Raw genomic sequence first — 16,622 nt, forward strand, 5'->3', positions numbered from 1 at the left:
ACCTGCGTTGGTTAGCGCACGTAGATCGGCCGAACGTCATAAGACTCGCGGACGCGGCAAAATCGCCCGAAAAGCGCTTCGCGCGGTGGTTCGCGGGCTCCGAAGGGCCGTCGTTATTACAATTAGTTATACATTTGCCTGTTTGTAGTGTTGACGATCTATAAAACCGTGCCCTAGAATCCGTCCACATTGGTTGCAGGGCGTGGAGTTTTTTACCGCCGCCCCCGGTCCCATCTGACGCAACGCGTCACCGCTTACCGAAGCCCTGCACGGTATTCGTCGGTCTTATTGATGTCCTCGCCAGCGCCATCTGACGCTGGTTTTTCGCGTGGGAGCCACCGCCCGCATGCTTTGCAGCCTGCCGCGGACCGCTTTCAAGATGGCTCCCCACAACGGTATTTGCCGTTTTCCCGACGTCGCTGCTGCCCTAACCAGACAGAGCGCGCGATGTCTTGACTCTGCGAATGTGTGTTGCCGCCTGTTTGTTCAGCGGAATTCGCGGATCATGCAACATGGGAGATCTGAATGAACGCCTGGTTATCGTGGCGTCCTGATGAACGTATCGCGCAGATCGTGCGCGGTGCCGTGCGTCGTGGGACGCAATTGAGTCATCACCTGTTCAGCATTGTCGGCGGCATGGCCGTCGTGCTGGCAATCGCGCTGTGGCTGATGCCGACGTGGCGCGGCACGCTCGCGGCCAAACTGATGCCGGTCCTCTCGGCCGCTGTCCAGGCCGGACCCGCGCGTCTGCTGCAGGGCAATCCGCTGCCGGCTTTCGGGCCGCCGGGGCGCACGTCGTCAGACGAAACGCTGTCTTCGAACACGAACACGAACGCCGCCGACGCGGCCAACGGCAACGGCGCCAGCAACGCCGGCGTGGCCGTCAGCAATACCAGCTACGACGGCGCGTTCGACGGCACCGGCTCGGCCGGCGGCATGGGGATCGCGGCGCTCAACGGCCTCGATCCGCGCACGATGCAAAGCGTCACCGCGCTTGCCCGGCTGATTCCGGCGCAACGCGTTTCCGCCGACGCCCGCGATGACCGCGTGCTGGTCTCGTCGCGTGAACAGGCGCTCGTCGCGTCATACCTTGCCCGGCGCTACCGTGTCGCTCAGGAGCCCGTCAGCGAGCTCGTGAAGGCCGCCTTCGACACCGGCCGCGAAGTCGGTCTCGACCCGCTGCTGCTGCTGTCGGTGATGGCGATCGAATCCGGCTTCAATCCTTACGCCGAGAGCGGCGTGGGCGCGCAGGGTCTGATGCAGGTCATGTCCAAGGTTCATTCGGACAAATTCCAGTATTTCGGCGGCGAGAGCGCGGCGCTCGAACCGGTCGCGAACATCAAGGTCGGCGCGCTGGTGCTGAAGGACTGCATCGCGCGCGGCGGTTCGTTGCCGGGCGGTCTGCGTCTCTATGTCGGCTCGACCTCGCCGGACGACGGCGGCTACGGCGCCAAGGTGATGGCCGAGCGCGGGCGTCTGCGCGACGTCGCGCGTGGCCGCAAGGTGCCGATCAATGCGCCGCAGGCTCCGGTAATCACGGCGTCGAACAATGCGTCGGCTTCTTCTGCGCCGGCTGCTGCGAATAGCAACAATGGCAAGCGCGTGCAGGTGACGCTCGAAGGAAGCCATCCTTTGAGCGCTGCTACGCCGCCGGGCAAGACGCCGGGTTCGTCGGAGCAGGACGATGCCAGCGTGAATGCGCCTAAGCATGTGGCTTCGAATGCGGAGCTGGGTGCGTGAGGGGTTGACGGCTTAAGTAGCTCTCGGCGAAAGCTGAGGGCAGAAAAAAGGACACTTGCGAGTGTCCTTTTTTGCGTTTGGAGGGCTGGTTGTGGGGTTGGCGGTTAGATGGCTGCTGCCACTGGCCTCGCAACTACGCGACCGACGCGCCTACATCAGCCGCCACACCTCGCTACTTTCGCCCAAAAAGCCCCGCAAGGCGCTCGACCGCTTCCTCGAGCTTCGGATACGCGGTCGCATACGACAGCCGGATATATTGCTTCGGCGCATGCGTGCCGAAGTCCATCCCCGGCACCAGCACGACGCCTGCGTCGTGCAGCATCGCCTTGGTGAGCGCCGAACTGTCGCCGGCGGCAGGGTGATTGACGGTCCCGCAGTCGGCGTACACGTAGAACGCGCCGTCGGGCATGACCGGCACCGTGAAGCCGAGCGATTGCAAGGCCGGCGCGATGAAATCGCGGCGTCGCTTGAACTCCAGACGGCGCGCTTCGTAAGTCGCGATGGTTTGCGGTTCGAAGCACGCGAGCGCCGCGTGCTGCGCCAACGCCGACGCGCAGATGAAAAGGTTCTGCGCCAACTTCTCGAACGCGCTCACCATGCCCGGCGGGACCACGAGCCAGCCGAGGCGCCAGCCTGTCATGTTGAAGTACTTGGAGAAGCTGTTGACGGTGATCACATCCTCGCCGTATGACAGCGCGGAGATTGGCTTCGCGTCGTAGCTCAAGCCCTGGTAGATTTCGTCGACGATCGTGAAGCCGCCGCGCGTGCGCACCGCCTTGACAATGCGCTCGAGTTCGGCCGGTTCGATCGAAGTGCCGGTCGGATTGGACGGCGACGCGAGCAGCACGCCGCGCGTGCGCTCGTTCCACAGCCGTTCGACGTCGGCGGCGGTCAACTGGAAGCGTTCGGCAGGGCCGCTCGGCACCATCACCGGCTTGCCTTCGGCGGCGATCACGAAATGGCGGTTGCACGGGTAGCAGGGGTCGGGCATCAGCACTTCGTCGTCGCGATCGACCAGGGCCGCGCACGCCAGCAGCAACGCCGCCGACGCGCCCGCGGTCACCACGATTCGCGCAGGATCGACGTTGACGCCGTAGACCTCCGCGTAGTGGGCCGAAATCGCTTCACGCAGTGTGTGCAGGCCGAGCGCGCTGGTGTATTGCGTGACGCCGCGGCGCAGCGCGTTCGCGGCTGCCTCGATGACCGGTTCCGGCGCGGTGAAGTCCGGTTCGCCGATCCCCATGTGAATGATGTCGCGCCCCTCGCGCTCGAGAAGCGCGGCCTCTTTGGCCAGCTCCATCACGTAGAAAGGCTGAATGGAGTCGACGCGTGCGGCGAGCCGCATAAGAGGTTCGGTCACGGAGTTCATTCGATTAAATCCAGTTCAAAAGCAGAAACCGGACGGCGCCTTGCGCGTTGACACATGCGCACGGCGGCGTCCTTACAGCGATTCGTTCCAATCCGGCCGATGCGCGGCTGCGGCAGCGGCGTTGCGCACCTGAGCCCGCCGCACTCTGACGCCTAGCGCTTGCGAGCCGCTTCGATCTCCGCCGCGCGCAGCTTGGCAGCCAGCTTGTCCAGCACGCCGTTCACGTACTTGTAGCCGTCCACGCCGCCAAACGTCTTGGCGAGCTCGACGGCTTCGTTGATCACCACGCGATAAGGAATGTCGACGTGATTCTTCAGCTCGAATGCGGCGACCAGCAGCACCGCGCGTTCGACCGGCGACAACTGCTCGATCGGACGGTCGAGACACGGAGCGATGTCGGCCGACAGCGCCTCCGAATCGCGGATCACGCCATGCAGAATCGCGTCCAGATGCTCATGATCCGCTTTGTCGAAGCCCTGCGCGCCGCGCAGTTGCGCGTCGATCTCACCGCCGGGCGAACCCGACAGCAGCCACTGATAAAGCCCCTGCGTGGCCAGTTCGCGGGAGCGTCGGCGTGCGCTCTTCATGCCTCTTCCTCTTCTTCGTCTTCTTCTTCGTCGTCGCCGCCCAACTGTTCGAGCGCGACCGCCAGATTCGCCATTTCGACGGCGACGCGCGCCGCGTCACGGCCCTTTTCGGTCATGCGGGCGACCGCCTGTTCGTCGTTTTCCGTGGTCAGCACGGCGTTGGCGACAGGGATGCCGAAGTCGAGGCCGATGCGCGTGATGCCCGCGCCGCTTTCGTTCGACACCAGTTCGAAGTGATACGTCTCGCCGCGAATGACCGCGCCGAGCGCGATCAGCGCGTCGAACTGCGCGCTCTCGGCGAGCTTCTGAAGCGCGAGCGGGATTTCGAGCGCGCCCGGCACCGTGACGAGCAGCACGTCTTCGCCCGTCACGCCGAGGCGCTCCAGTTCCTCGATGCACGAGTCCGCGAGGCCGTTGCAGACCGGTTCGTTAAAACGCGCCTGGACGATGCCGATGCGCAGTCCGTCGCCGTCGAGGTTCGGTTGGTATTGTCCGATTTCCATGTGAATTCCGTAGTGTTTGAGTGGGCGCGAGGCGCGTGAATGGCCGGATCAGCCTTGTTGCGGAGTCTCTGCGATACCGCCGGGCATGGGTACGAAACCGGTGACTTCGAGACCGTACCCCGACATGCTGCCCAGCTTGCGCGGGTTCGACAGCACCTGCATCTTGCCGACGCCGAGCTCGCGCAAAATCTGCGCGCCGATGCCGTATGTCTTGAAGTCGACTGGCCGCCGTTTGAGCGCGTCTGCTTTTTCCTTCGAATCGAACGCCTTGAACACGTCGATCAAATGCTCTTTCGAGTCGCCGCAATTGAGCAGCACGATCACGCCGAGTTCGCGCGAGGCGATCTCTTTCATGGCTGCGTCGAGTGTCCAGGAATGCGTGGATTCGCCGACTTCGAGCAGATCGAGCACCGAAAGCGGCTCATGCACGCGCACGGGCGTGTTCTGCTCGGGCGTCGGCGTGCCGCGCACGAGCGCGATGTGCGGCTGGCCGCTCGGCTGGTCCAGATACATGACCGCGCGAAACGCGCCGTGCGCCGTCTGCATGGTGCGCTCGCAAATGCGCTCGACGATCGACTCCGTGCGGCTGCGATAGTGAATCAGATCCGCGATCGTGCCGACTTTCAGGTTGTGCTGTTTTGCGAACTCCATCAGGTCGGGCAGGCGCGCCATTGTGCCGTCGTCGTTAATGACTTCGCAGATCACGGCGGCCGGCGTGAGACCGGCCAGCGCGGTCAGGTCGCAGCCAGCTTCCGTGTGGCCCGCGCGCACCAGCACGCCGCCCGGCTGGGCCATGATCGGGAACACGTGGCCCGGCTGCACGATGTGCTCGGCCTTCGCGTCCGGCGCGACGGCCGCGGCGATGGTGCGGGCGCGGTCGGCGGCCGAAATGCCGGTCGTCACGCCTTCCGCCGCCTCGATGCTCACGGTGAACGCGGTGCCGTACTGCGTGCCGTTGCGATACGTCATGAGCGGCAGATTGAGCGACTTGCAGCGTTCCTGCGTGAGCGTCAGACAGATCAGGCCGCGGCCGTAGCGGGCCATGAAATTGATCGCTTCCGGCGTGACGAATTCAGCGGCGAGCACGAGGTCGCCCTCGTTTTCGCGATCTTCTTCGTCGACGAGGATCACCATACGGCCGGCTTTGAGTTCGGCGATGATCTCTGGAGTGGAGGCGAGCGTCATGGTGGCGAGTTTTTCGGGAAAGCGCGTATTTTACGCCACGCGCGGTCCCAAGTCGCCTCCGCCGGATGGCATAGGCCGTTTGGCCGACTGGCGATGCGGCGTCGACAGTTGTTATGCTCGGCGAAACGATGGAAGACCGTCCTGGGGACCCTCTTTAGCGAGGCATACGTAGGTGCCAACGCTGAAAGGTTCACCATCCGCCAAATAATCGGTCTAGCGCCGACATGATTTCGTCTTGCCGATGTACGAGCGAGCTAACTGGCTTGGTCAGCGCGCTCCGTGGGACTGCAGCGAGTGTCGGCGTATCGAGCATGCACTCAATACCCTCGATGATGAACACGGGGATCAGATCCGGCGGAAGCGGTACCGGGGCAATCCGGTCCAAGCGGCGTAGCGGGACGACCACGCGGGTCGCCAATCCAGACAGATGATTTCCCTGGACCTCGACGACATATGGCGTACCCAAGTGTCCACTCGGGTTTGAGAAGACGTCGAAGCGGGCCATCAGAACGTCCGGTACTGCGCAAGCGGGAGGCCGTCGCGCTCGACCATGTCGTTATAAGCCTGAATAAAGTCCGCAAATTTGATCGCCCACTGGCGGTCCTTTTCGGCCTGTACCGCCTGCCGGATGGCTCGCTCGCATGTCTGCGAAAAGTTGATGCCCAGTTCCTTGGCGTCCTTGTAGACGTCCTCGGGGAGGCTGATGTTGGTGGCTCGGCGCGGGCTGGTGTCCGTTGTCATGTGTCGCATGTCGGTCCCTCTCATGTGGGAGTTTATGCGCATTGTAGCCCACACGAACGTGTTGTGCTCCCGGTGCTCATGCCGACTTGGCCAAGGTCCGCCGCGTAGCAACCAGCAGCCCTTCTTTCATCGCGACTTTGCACTGCACCAAAGTTAGTGGCCGAGCGGGTGAACAAAGGCTGGCGACGAACTTTTGAGCCTCGTGGGGCTAGAAAGCCGTATGGCTGCGCGAAGCCAACGTCGTGCTCGCCGGCCGTGCTCATCGTGATCCATGACGCCACTGCCACTTACTTCGGCGCGTTCAACATCCGCTCCACATACCGCGCAATCAGATCGATTTCCAGATTCACCGGCGTACCTTCACGCAGATGCTTGAGCGCGGTGACTTCCACCGTGTGGGGAATGAGATTGATCGAGAACTCGCAGCCATCGTCGCGATCTTTAACCGAGTTGACGGTCAGGCTCACGCCGTTGACAGTGATAGAACCCTTGTACGCCAGATAGCGGCCGATCTCGCGCGGCGCCAGCACGCGCAGTTCGTGAGACTCGCCGACCGGCGCGAAGTGGGTGACCGTGCCCAGGCCGTCCACGTGGCCGGAGACGATGTGGCCGCCCAGCCGGTCATGCGCGCGCAGCGCCTTTTCGAGGTTCACTTCGCCGACTTCGCCGAGACCCGCCGTGCAGTTCAGGCTTTCGCGCGACACGTCCACTTCGAACGAATGGTCGGTTTTCGCGACCACGGTCATGCACGCGCCCTGAATGGTGATGCTGTCGCCGAGCTGCACGTCGGCGAGGTCCAGGCCGCCGGCTTCCACGCTCAGACGCACGCCCGCGTCGCCGTTCGTGCCGAGCGGCTTGACTGACTCGATGCGGCCCACTGCCGCGACGATTCCTGTGAACATCGTACTAATCCTCGATCAAAACGAAACGGGTGGGGACGCGGCGTCGGTGTCGCTTGCCGTGGCGCCGGCGGGCACGAGGCGCGCGAGAATCCGCAGGTCCTCGCCGATCCGCTCGACGTTGTGAAACGCCAGCTTGACGCGGCCTTCCAGGGTTTCGGGCGCGCCCAGATTGAACATGCTCATGGAGTCGATGCCGAGCAGGCTCGGCGCGAGATACACGAGCAGTTCGTCGACGCAGCCTTCGCGCAGCAGCGAGCCGTTCAGCTTGTAGCCTGCCTCGACGTGCAGTTCGTTCACCTGGCGCTCGCCAAGCACTTTCAGCAGGCCGGGTAGATCGACCTTGCCGGCTGCGTTGGCCATCTGGACGATCTCCGCGCCGCGCTCGCGCAGCGCCTCTGCGCGTTCGCGATGCCGTTCATCCAGGTTGCCGCAGAAAATCAGCGTCGGCGCGCCGGCGAGAATCTGCGCGTGCGGCGACACCTCCAGCTGACTGTCGATCAGCACGCGTTGCGGCTGGCGGGGCGTGTCGACGGCGCGCACCGTCATGCGCGGATCGTCTTCCCTGACCGTGCCGATGCCCGTCAGAATCGCCGACGCACGCGCACGCCACGCATGGCCGTCGGCACGCGCTGCTTCGCCGGTGATCCACTGGCTGACGCCGGAAGGCAAGCCGGTGCGGCCGTCGAGCGAGGCCGCCACTTTCATGCGCACCCACGGCCGGCCGCGCGTCATGCGCGACACGAAGCCGATGTTCAACTCATGCGCTTCGTTGGCGAGCAGGCCGCAGCGCACCTCGATGCCCGCATCGCGCAAAATCGCGAGGCCGCGTCCCGACACCTGCGGATTCGGGTCTTCCATCGCGGCGACCACGCGCGCGACCTGCGCTTCGATTAGCGCGTTCGCGCAAGGCGGCGTGCGGCCAAAATGGCTGCACGGCTCGAGCGTGACGTAAGCGGTTGCGCCGCGCAGATCGTGACCGCGCGAACGCGCGTCTTTCATCGCGCGGATTTCAGCGTGGTCCTGGCCGGCCGGCTGCGTGAATCCTTCGCCGATGACTTCGCCGTTCTTGACGATCACGCAACCCACGCGCGGATTCGGGTCGGTCGTGTACATGCCGCGCCTGGCCAGCGCGAGCGCACGTTCCATGTGGACGAAGTCGGTTTGCGAGAACATCGGTGCCTGGTTGAGTGCGGGTGACGGGGCGGTGGCGTGTGCGGTCAGTACGTTCAGCTCAGGCAGTCAGCGACGCAAATGCGCCACGCGCTGCTTCGATCGTGGCGTCGACGATAGCGTCGTCGTGAGCAATCGAAACGAAGCCCGCCTCATATGCGGACGGCGCGAAGTAGACGCCCGCGTCGAGCATCTTGTGGAAGAACGCGTTAAAGCGCGGCACGTCGCTCTTCGTGACTTCGGCGAAGCTCGTCGGAATGGACTCGGTGAAGTAAAGCCCGAACATGCCGCCGAGCGAATCCGCCGCGAACGGCACATTGGCTTCGCGCGCGACTTTCGTCAGACCTTGCGCGAGACGGGCAGTGCGCGCGGCGAGCGTGTCGTAGAAGCCCGGCGCCTGGATCAGTTGCAGCGTTTTCAGGCCCGCGGCCACCGCGATCGGATTGCCCGACAAGGTGCCCGCCTGATAGACGCCGCCGAGCGGCGCGAGGTGAGCCATGATGTCGCGCCGTCCGCCGAAGGCCGCCGCCGGCATGCCGCCGCCGATCACTTTGCCGAGGCACGTCAGGTCCGGCGTGATGCCGTAGACCTGTTGCGCACCGCCGAGCGCGACACGAAAGCCGCACATCACTTCGTCGAAAATCAGCACCGAGCCGTACTCTGTGCACAGGCGCCGCAATGCTTGCAGGAACTCGGGCGTCGCGCGCACGAGGTTCATGTTGCCCGCGACCGGCTCGACGATCACCGACGCGATTTCGTTGCCGAACGCCTTGAACGCTTCTTCGAGCGCCGCGACGTTGTTGTATTCGAGAACCGTGGTGTGCTTCGCGATGTCCACCGGCACGCCCGCCGACGTCGGATTGCCGAACGTCAAAAGGCCCGAGCCGGCTTTCACGAGCAGGCTGTCCGCGTGGCCGTGATAGCAGCCTTCGAATTTGACGATGCGGCTGCGATTCGTGAAGCCGCGCGCGAGACGCAGTGCGCTCATGGTTGCCTCGGTGCCGCTCGACACCATGCGCACCTGTTCGATCGACGGCACGAGCTTGCAGATTTCCTCGGCGATTTCGATTTCCGATTCGGTGGGCGCGCCGAACGAGAAGCCATTGGCCAGCACGCGCTGCACGGCTTCGAGCACTTCCGGGTGAACATGACCCAGGATCATCGGGCCCCAGGAGCCGATGTAGTCGATATAACGCTGGCCGTCGGCGTCCCAGAAGTAAGGCCCTTGCGCGCGTTCGATGAAGCGCGGCGTGCCGCCGACGGAGCGGAATGCCCGGACCGGCGAATTCACGCCGCCGGGAATGGTGCGTTGCGCGCGCTCGAAAAGGGTTTGATTTTTGGACATGGCGATGACTGGATTGGGTTGCGCGGCGGCGCGGTTTGCTTGCGGGCGAGTCGCGCGGCGCCGGAGTAGGTGAGGAAATTGTACCGGAGTCGGTGTCTGAAGGCTTTGGGCGGCTGTGCGGACTTTGCGCGGCTTTTGCGCGCGGGCGCGGCGTTCAGGCGCACTCTCAGCGCTGCGACGGGCGCTTACGGGCCGGCGCCCTGGCAGGCTCGCTGGCAGGCGGCGCGTTGGCGCCGGCTAGCTTCGCGTGCGCAGCATGCGCCGTTACCTTGCTCGAACGCACTGGACCGGATGGCGCGTCGACTGCAGGCGGCTTGCGCTTTCCCGTGAGTTCGGCCCAACGCTTCTCGAGCGCGCCTTCGGCAATCGGTTTGATCACTGTGCCGGAACTTTGCGCGTCCCACGTCTGCACTGAGAATGGATGTACGCGCAACATGTCGCGAGGAATCACCACGTTCTGATGCGCATCCACAAGCCAGTCATACACGAAGTCGATGCACAGACGATAGCCGCGCTTCGTCGCGGAATCGGGGACCTCGTAGGGCGCGCGCGTCACGTAGCCCGAGCCGAAAATGCCCTTCGGTTCCATCGCGACGCGATGCAGAAACACGCGATCGCCACGCAGGATGCCGCGGGCAAATCCGCAGCCCCAGACGTCGGCGACCGCGATGCCCGCGGCGACGCGTTTCGCCACGTCGGGCAACTCCGGCCACGGCCATTTTTTGGGGCTCCAGATCAACAGAAAGGCAGTCATTTCAGCGTTGCAGATCAGTCACGTTTTGAAGGCGTCGAGGGAATTTCGTACGACGCTCAAGGGTTCACGCGGCAGCTTAACCGATCGGCGGCACGCTTGCCGCGAGGCTTCGTCGAGTGCGAATTGCCGCGCGCTTCGTTTGCCAGGCGCGGCACACGCGGTAAGCGTCGCGTACAATTCATCCGGTCAATGCCGGTCTTTCGTATCACCGCGCCGCCTCGTTAAGGACGCGCGCTTCACCTGGATTCCCATGTCTCATGTCACCGGACGCCGGCCAGATGGCCGGCTGATTCTGTTGCTCGGCGCGCTTGCCGCCTGCGGACCGATTTCGATCGACATGTATCTGCCGAGCTTGCCCACCATCGCGCAGGCATTTGCGATCGGCACGAGCGCGGCGCAGACCACGCTCACCAGTTTCATGTTCGGCTTTTCGATCGGCATGCTGCTTTATGGGCCGCTGTCGGATACCTATGGCCGCCGGCCCGTGCTGCTCGGCGGCATCATCATGTATGCGCTCGCGAGCATTGCGTGCACGCTGTCGTTCTCGATCGGCGCGCTGGTCATCTTTCGCTTCGTGCAGGCGCTCGGAGCAGGCGCGGCCTCCGTGCTCGCTCGCGCCATTGCGCGCGATGCATATGGTCCGACCGACGCGGCACGCGTGTTGTCGATGCTTGCCATCGTCACGTCGATCGGTCCGTTGCTCGCGCCGCTGATTGGCGGGCAATTGCTGCTGCTTGGCGGCTGGCGCATCGTGTTTATCGCGTTGACGCTGTTCGGCACCGTCTGCGCGATAACCGCGTTCCTCAAGGTGCCGGAAACCTGGCCGCGCGAGAAACGCGCGCACTCGGTGCTTCACAAGTCGTTTGCCGCGTATGGCCGACTGTTGCGCGATCCCGTCGCGTGGGGGCACATGTTGTGCGGGGGCATGGCGTTCGCGTCGATGTTCGCGTACATCACGGCGACGCCGTTTGTGTACATCGAATATTTTCACGTGTCGGCGCAGCACTATGGCTTTTTGTTTGCGCTGAACATCGTCGGCATCATGTTCGGCAACTTCATGAATACGCGGCTCGTCGGCCAACTCGGGTCATTGCCGATCATTTCGTTTGCCGCGACCGTGAGTTGCATCGCGTCGCTGTTCGTCTGCCTCGTCTCGTTGACGGGCTGGGGCGGGTTGTGGTCGATCGTAGCGGGGCTCTTCTTCGTGGTCGGCGTGGTGGGTTTGCTGTCGGCCAATTGCACGACCGATCTGATGCATCGCTATCCGGCCAACGCGGGCGCGGCGGCCGCGGTGTTCGGCGCGATGCAACTGGCGCTCGGCGCGCTGTCGAGTCTCGCGGTCGGCCTCTGGACCGATGTCTCGCCGAAGGGCATGGGCATTGTGGTCGGCGTGGCGGGGACGCTGTGTTATGTCGGCCGCATTCTGGTCGTCAGATGGCATGGAACGAAGGCGCCCGTGGCTGTCGTTTGAATGCAGCGTCATGGTGACGGCGTGTTATTGACTTTGGCTGTGTGTCGGCGGGGCCGGCGTGCAGCGTGCATCTAGCGGAAAACACTAGGTGTTGCGCGCACGCGACCTTGCGTTTGAATTTGCATTGCTATGATGAGGTCACTGTTCCTCGGAGCGGCAATCATGGCGATCAGAGATTTGATGAACGGCGAGCGGCAACATGCGGCATTCGCCGAAGCGCAGAAGCTGGCCGACAGCGGCGCCTATCACGATTACACGGACATCGAATACGTATTGCGCTTTGATTATGGCTTGACCGATGTATCGACGCTGCTCGACAGTCAGTTGATGCATCGCGATCTCAACCGGCGTTGTGCGGACGCGCGGGAGAGGGTCGAGGCGGTGAGTGTTTGATGCGAGGATGACGCGAGGCGGCTTCAATCAGATCTACGCGCGTTGGATCGGCGGGTGCTGGAGGTCTTCATTCGCAGATATTGACGCACGCGTTCCAGGCCGTACTGAATGCCGATGTGATAAGGATTGTACGGATTGGTGTATCTGTCCTTCAATTTACGTTTGTCGATAACGACACCAATCACCGTTAAGGGTAAGTCGTCGATTATCGAGGTCAAACGTTCAAGGAACGTTTCTCGTGGCTCCTTGCTGAGTCGGGCAAACGCCCCGCGCTTGCGGCGAATGTCGGACTCATGCAGAACGACGCAATCGTGGCCGAACGTCTCGAACTTCAACCTCTTGATCCGCGGAACCAGGATGTCTGCATAGTCACTTTTCTTGATGAGCAGAAACACAGCACGAATAGTGGGTAATCCGTGTCGATAGACGTACGGCTGTGGTCCCCGCTTTCGTCAACGAAAACGATATAGTCGCTATGCATTCGGCAATGAGATCTTTTATCGGCGCAAACGAAAAACGGGCCTGGCGGCCCGTTTCGTATAAGACAAGTCCTGGCGGAGGCGGTGAGATTCGAACTCACGGAAGGATCACTCCTTCGCCGGTTTTCAAGACCGGTGCCTTAAACCACTCGGCCACACCTCCAAGCCGCAAATTGTAACCTGAAAAAACCTCGCTGCGGCGCTCGAGCCATCCCGCATTCACTGCGGATCTTTCAGAAACAACGCCTGTAGATCGTTCAGAAACGCTTGTCCAAGCGGCGTCGGCGCAATCTTCTCGTGATCGCGCGTGATCAGCTTGCGGCGCTCCGCTTCCTGCAAAGCCGGCTCGATCGACGTCATCGGCAAACCCGTGCGTTCGATAAACCGATGCACCGGAAAACCTTCCACCAGCCGCAGCGCATTCAGCATGAATTCGAACGGCAGATCGCGCGGTCCGACTTCATGTTCTTCCTGCACCGCCGCGCCGGCTTTGGCCTGCTCGATAAACGTAGCCGGATGCTTATAACGCGCCTGGCGCAGCACGCGATTCGGAAACGACAGCTTCGTATGCGCGCCGGCGCCAATGCCCAGATAGTCGCCGAAACGCCAGTAGTTCAGATTGTGCTTGCTCTGCCGATGTGGCTTCGCATACGCGGACACTTCGTAGCGCTCATATCCCGCAGCCGACGTGCGTTCCTGAATCCAGTCCTGCATATCGGCGGATGCATCGTCGTCGGGCAGGGCGGGCGGAAACTTTGCGAACAGCGTGTTCGGTTCGAGCGTCAGGTGATAAAGCGAAAGATGCGGCGGCGCGAACGACAACGCGGTATCGATATCGGCCTGGCACTCGGCAAGCGTCTGCTGCGGAAGCGCGAACATCAGATCGAGATTGAAGTTATCGAACGTAGACGCGGCCACCTCGACGGCACGACGCGCTTGCGTCGAATCGTGAATCCGGCCGAGCGCCTTCAGATGCGCTTCATTAAAACTCTGAATGCCCACCGACAACCGGTTCACACCGCTCGCGCGAAACTGAGCGAACTTCGCGGCCTCGAAGGTGCCGGGATTGGCTTCGAGCGTGATCTCGGCATCGGCGTCGAGCGGCAGCAGCGCGCGAATGTCCGACAGCATGCGGTCGAGCCCCGCCGCCGACAGCAAGCTCGGCGTACCTCCGCCGATAAACACCGTATGCACCTGCCGCCCCCACACCAGCGGCAGCGCCATCTCGAGATCGGCGCGCAACGCATCGAGATAATCGTTCTCGGGGAACGTGTCGCCCTTCCATTCGTGCGAGTTGAAATCGCAATACGGACACTTGCGCACGCACCACGGAAAATGCACATACAGCGAAAGCGGCGGCAGCGACGTCAGCCGTATGCTGCCTGGCGACGTGAATGCCTTGATGACGCCATTGCCGACATCGGCGGGCGTCGGCTTGATCGGAATCACGCTTCCTCCGTCAGACGCGCGAGCAGTTGGCGCAACGCAATCGCGCGATGGCTGCTGGCGTTCTTCGCCGATGGCTCGAGCTCGGCGGCACTCGCGTTCAGCGACGGCAGGAAGAAGTACGGGTCGTAGCCGAAGCCATTCGAGCCGCGCGGCGCATCGAGAATCTCGCCGTGCCAGCGGCCTTCGGCGATCAGCGGCTCGGGGTCGTCCGCGTGACGCACGAGCGCGAGAACGCAGTAGTAATACGCGCGTCGATCGCTCTCGCCTTGCAATGCCGAAACCAGCCGCGCGTTATTCGCCGCGTCGCTTTTCTCGCCGCCGGCTAGCTGTGCGTAACGTGCCGAATAAACGCCCGGCGCACCGCGCAGCGCGCGCACGCAAAGACCGGAATCGTCGGCGAGGGCGGGCAGGCCCGTGAGCTTCGCGGCATGCCGCGCCTTGGTCAAAGCGTTTTCTACAAACGTGGGATGCGGCTCTTCCGCTTCCGGCACGCCCAACGCGCCTTGAGCAATCAACTCGATGCCGGCCGCGTCGAGCAGCGCTGCGAACTCGCGCAGCTTGCCCGCGTTATTCGACGCGAGCACGACCTTGTTCAACGACGAACTGGAACTAGCCGCGCCGTTGGCTTCACGAACTTCATTCACCTCGATACTCCAATGCTTCTTTCTGCTTCGCGATCAACGTGGCAATGCCGTCGCTCGCTAGATCGAGCAGCGCGTTCATTTCATCGCGCGAAAAAGGTACGCCTTCCGCGGTTCCCTGAATTTCCACGAAGCCGCCCGCGCCGGTCATGACGACGTTCATGTCGGTGTCGCATTGCGAGTCTTCGTCATAATCGAGATCGAGAACCGGCAGACCGTCGTACACTCCGACCGAAATGGCCGCGACGTAATCGCTGATCGGCGAGCTTTCGATGCGGCCCGCGGCCAGCAGTTTGCTCACCGCGTCGTGTGCGGCGACGAAAGCGCCGGTGATGCTCGCCGTGCGCGTGCCGCCGTCGGCCTGGATCACGTCGCAGTCGATATGCAGCGTGCGTGCGCCGAGTTTTTCCAGATCGAACACCGAGCGCAGCGCGCGGCCGATCAGACGCTGGATTTCCTGCGTGCGCCCGGTCTGTTTGCCGCGCGCGGCCTCGCGGTCGCTGCGCGTATGCGTGGCGCGCGGCAGCATGCCGTATTCGGCGGTGAGCCAGCCCTGGCCGCGATCGCGCAGAAACGAAGGCACGGTCTCGGCGATGCTCGCCGTGCAGATCACCTTGGTGTCGCCGAATTCGACCAGCACCGAGCCCTCCGCGTGCTTCGTGTAGTGGCGCGTGATGCGCACGTCGCGCAACTGATGGGCGAGGCGTCCGCTGGGGCGTTGAGTGGTGTCGGTCATGTGGATTGGGTCAGGAAGAAAGCGGGAGGGGAAAGCAGGATTTTACAGCCGATCGGGGCGCGCATGCGTCCGGCGGCTGGGCGCGTCGGCCGGGGCTCTACAAGGGGTCTCATCGACAAAAATGGGATAATGCCTGTTCACCGCCTCGCGTCTCGTACACGCCGGGCGATTCGACTCTTCGGCCATGCTTTTACGCAAGGCCACCATCGCGAGAAATACGATGATCTACAGCATGACTGGCTATGCGAGCGCGACACGCGAACTCGTCGCGGCTTCGGGCACGGGCGGCGTGAGCGTGTCGGTCGAACTGCGCACGGTGAATTCGCGCTTTCTCGACCTCAACTTCCGTATGCCGGAAGACGTGCGTGTGTGCGAACCCACGCTGCGCGAAATGCTGATGAACAAGCTGTCGCGCGGCAAGGTGGATATTCGCATCAATCTGCAGCGCAGCGAACAGACGGCGAACGCAGGCTCGATCAATCATGACGCACTGACGCAACTGGCGCTGCTCGAGCGCACCGTGCTCGCGACGTTTCCGGAAGCGGGCCGTCTGCGCAGCGGCGAAATTCTGCGCTGGCCGGGCGTGCTCGCCGAGACGGGCGTGGCACCGGACGTGTTGCGCGACGCCGTGCTCGCGTGCGGCAAGCAGGCGATTACCGATCTGATCGACGTGCGGGCCCGCGAAGGCGCGCAACTCGCGACGATGCTGCTCGCCAACGTCACGGAAATGGAAGCGATCGTCACGAAGATCACGCCGCTCGTGCCGGAGTTGATTACGAAGCATCAGCAGAAGATCGTCGAGCGCTTGCAGGAAGCGCTCGGCATTGCGGCGCCGGATACGGCCGCGACCATCGTGTCGCGCGAAGAGATCAACGAGCGGATTCGCCAGGAAGTGACGATGTACGGCATCCGCATCGACATCGCCGAAGAACTGTCGCGCCTCACGGCTCACCTGAACGAAACGCGTCACGTGATCCAGAAGGGCGGCAAGGTCGGCAAGCGGCTCGACTTCATGATGCAGGAGCTGAATCGCGAAGCGAACACGCTCGGCTCGAAGGCGGCGGCGAAAGAACTGGCGGATTCGTCGATGACGCTCAAGCTGCTCATCGAACAGATGCGCGAGCAGGTACAGAATCTGGAATAAGGCGGGAGCATCA

18 protein-coding genes and 1 tRNA gene are annotated in these 16,622 nt (G+C 63.2%); 4 read left to right on the top strand and 15 right to left on the bottom strand.

Features of this window, described 5'->3' with window-relative positions; translation table 11 throughout:
• The first annotated feature begins 525 nt into the window (after nucleotides 1–525).
• Nucleotides 526–1,740 carry a lytic transglycosylase domain-containing protein gene (locus BGRAMDRAFT_RS17615; protein WP_006050158.1) on the top strand — a complete coding sequence of 405 codons (1,215 nt, stop codon included), beginning with the start codon at nucleotides 526–528 and terminating at the stop codon, nucleotides 1,738–1,740.
• Between the two features lie 172 nt (nucleotides 1,741–1,912).
• On the opposite strand, the gene BGRAMDRAFT_RS17620 is transcribed toward BGRAMDRAFT_RS17615, so the two are convergent.
• The 10 genes from BGRAMDRAFT_RS17620 to BGRAMDRAFT_RS17665 form a co-directional block, all read right to left on the bottom strand.
• The gene (locus tag BGRAMDRAFT_RS17620) at nucleotides 1,913–3,109 is read right to left on the bottom strand and encodes a pyridoxal phosphate-dependent aminotransferase (RefSeq protein ID WP_006050159.1); all 1,197 of its coding nucleotides are present in this window, start codon (nucleotides 3,107–3,109) and stop codon (nucleotides 1,913–1,915) included.
• 152 nt (nucleotides 3,110–3,261) lie between these two features.
• Complete coding sequence (nusB, locus tag BGRAMDRAFT_RS17625; protein WP_006050160.1) at nucleotides 3,262–3,696, bottom strand: transcription antitermination factor NusB; 435 nt, start codon at nucleotides 3,694–3,696, stop codon at nucleotides 3,262–3,264.
• Complete coding sequence (gene ribH / locus BGRAMDRAFT_RS17630; RefSeq protein WP_006050161.1) at nucleotides 3,693–4,199, bottom strand: 6,7-dimethyl-8-ribityllumazine synthase; 507 nt, start codon at nucleotides 4,197–4,199, stop codon at nucleotides 3,693–3,695. Before ribH ends, nusB begins: the two co-directional genes overlap by 4 nt.
• Before the next feature lie 48 nt (nucleotides 4,200–4,247).
• A complete protein-coding gene (ribBA, locus tag BGRAMDRAFT_RS17635; protein WP_006050162.1) occupies nucleotides 4,248–5,384 on the bottom strand; it encodes a bifunctional 3,4-dihydroxy-2-butanone-4-phosphate synthase/GTP cyclohydrolase II in 1,137 nt (378 codons plus the stop codon).
• 190 nt (nucleotides 5,385–5,574) lie between these two features.
• Nucleotides 5,575–5,889, bottom strand: coding sequence for a CcdB family protein (locus tag BGRAMDRAFT_RS17640; protein ID WP_006050163.1), 315 nt, complete (start codon nucleotides 5,887–5,889; stop codon nucleotides 5,575–5,577).
• Nucleotides 5,889–6,125 (bottom strand): type II toxin-antitoxin system CcdA family antitoxin, encoded by a 237-nt coding sequence (locus BGRAMDRAFT_RS17645; RefSeq protein ID WP_149029194.1) that lies wholly within the window; start codon nucleotides 6,123–6,125, stop codon nucleotides 5,889–5,891. The genes BGRAMDRAFT_RS17640 and BGRAMDRAFT_RS17645 overlap by 1 nt, the downstream gene beginning before the upstream one ends.
• 287 nt (nucleotides 6,126–6,412) lie before the next feature.
• The gene (locus tag BGRAMDRAFT_RS17650) at nucleotides 6,413–7,027 is read right to left on the bottom strand and encodes a riboflavin synthase (RefSeq protein WP_006050165.1); all 615 of its coding nucleotides are present in this window, start codon (nucleotides 7,025–7,027) and stop codon (nucleotides 6,413–6,415) included.
• Nucleotides 7,028–7,042: 15 nt separating this feature from the next.
• Entirely contained in the window at nucleotides 7,043–8,200 is a 1,158-nt protein-coding gene (gene ribD, locus BGRAMDRAFT_RS17655) for a bifunctional diaminohydroxyphosphoribosylaminopyrimidine deaminase/5-amino-6-(5-phosphoribosylamino)uracil reductase RibD (protein ID WP_006050166.1), read from the bottom strand.
• 58 nt (nucleotides 8,201–8,258) lie between these two features.
• Nucleotides 8,259–9,542 (bottom strand): glutamate-1-semialdehyde 2,1-aminomutase, encoded by a 1,284-nt coding sequence (hemL, locus tag BGRAMDRAFT_RS17660; RefSeq protein ID WP_006050167.1) that lies wholly within the window; start codon nucleotides 9,540–9,542, stop codon nucleotides 8,259–8,261.
• Between the two features lie 166 nt (nucleotides 9,543–9,708).
• A complete protein-coding gene (locus BGRAMDRAFT_RS17665) occupies nucleotides 9,709–10,296 on the bottom strand; it encodes a hypothetical protein (protein ID WP_006050168.1) in 588 nt (195 codons plus the stop codon).
• A gap of 250 nt (nucleotides 10,297–10,546) precedes the next feature.
• On the opposite strand from BGRAMDRAFT_RS17665, the gene BGRAMDRAFT_RS17670 reads away from it, so the two are divergent.
• Nucleotides 10,547–11,767: a Bcr/CflA family multidrug efflux MFS transporter gene (locus BGRAMDRAFT_RS17670; RefSeq protein WP_006050169.1), complete on the top strand. Its 1,221-nt coding sequence runs from the start codon at nucleotides 10,547–10,549 to the stop codon at nucleotides 11,765–11,767.
• Between the two features lie 162 nt (nucleotides 11,768–11,929).
• On the top strand, nucleotides 11,930–12,160 hold the full coding sequence (locus BGRAMDRAFT_RS17675) for a hypothetical protein (protein WP_006050170.1): 231 nt from the start codon (nucleotides 11,930–11,932) through the stop codon (nucleotides 12,158–12,160).
• A gap of 23 nt (nucleotides 12,161–12,183) precedes the next feature.
• Here BGRAMDRAFT_RS17675 and BGRAMDRAFT_RS17680 read toward each other — a convergent pair whose 3' ends face one another.
• From BGRAMDRAFT_RS17680 to rph, 5 genes are all read right to left on the bottom strand, one after another.
• Entirely contained in the window at nucleotides 12,184–12,555 is a 372-nt protein-coding gene (locus BGRAMDRAFT_RS17680; RefSeq protein ID WP_006050171.1) for a DUF3800 domain-containing protein, read from the bottom strand.
• 157 nt (nucleotides 12,556–12,712) lie between these two features.
• A tRNA-Ser gene (locus BGRAMDRAFT_RS17685) sits at nucleotides 12,713–12,802 on the bottom strand.
• 56 nt (nucleotides 12,803–12,858) lie between these two features.
• Nucleotides 12,859–14,088: a radical SAM family heme chaperone HemW gene (hemW, locus tag BGRAMDRAFT_RS17690; protein WP_006050172.1), complete on the bottom strand. Its 1,230-nt coding sequence runs from the start codon at nucleotides 14,086–14,088 to the stop codon at nucleotides 12,859–12,861.
• Nucleotides 14,085–14,732, bottom strand: coding sequence for an RdgB/HAM1 family non-canonical purine NTP pyrophosphatase (rdgB, locus tag BGRAMDRAFT_RS17695; protein WP_006050173.1), 648 nt, complete (start codon nucleotides 14,730–14,732; stop codon nucleotides 14,085–14,087). Before rdgB ends, hemW begins: the two co-directional genes overlap by 4 nt.
• Nucleotides 14,725–15,465 (bottom strand): ribonuclease PH, encoded by a 741-nt coding sequence (gene rph / locus BGRAMDRAFT_RS17700; protein ID WP_006050174.1) that lies wholly within the window; start codon nucleotides 15,463–15,465, stop codon nucleotides 14,725–14,727. Before rph ends, rdgB begins: the two co-directional genes overlap by 8 nt.
• A gap of 220 nt (nucleotides 15,466–15,685) precedes the next feature.
• Between rph and BGRAMDRAFT_RS17705 the strand changes: the two genes are divergently transcribed.
• Nucleotides 15,686–16,609, top strand: coding sequence for a YicC/YloC family endoribonuclease (locus BGRAMDRAFT_RS17705; protein WP_006050175.1), 924 nt, complete (start codon nucleotides 15,686–15,688; stop codon nucleotides 16,607–16,609).
• Nucleotides 16,610–16,622: the final 13 nt, after the last annotated feature.

It is taken from the genome of Paraburkholderia graminis C4D1M (assembly GCF_000172415.1).
Lineage (GTDB): Bacteria > Pseudomonadota > Gammaproteobacteria > Burkholderiales > Burkholderiaceae > Paraburkholderia > Paraburkholderia graminis.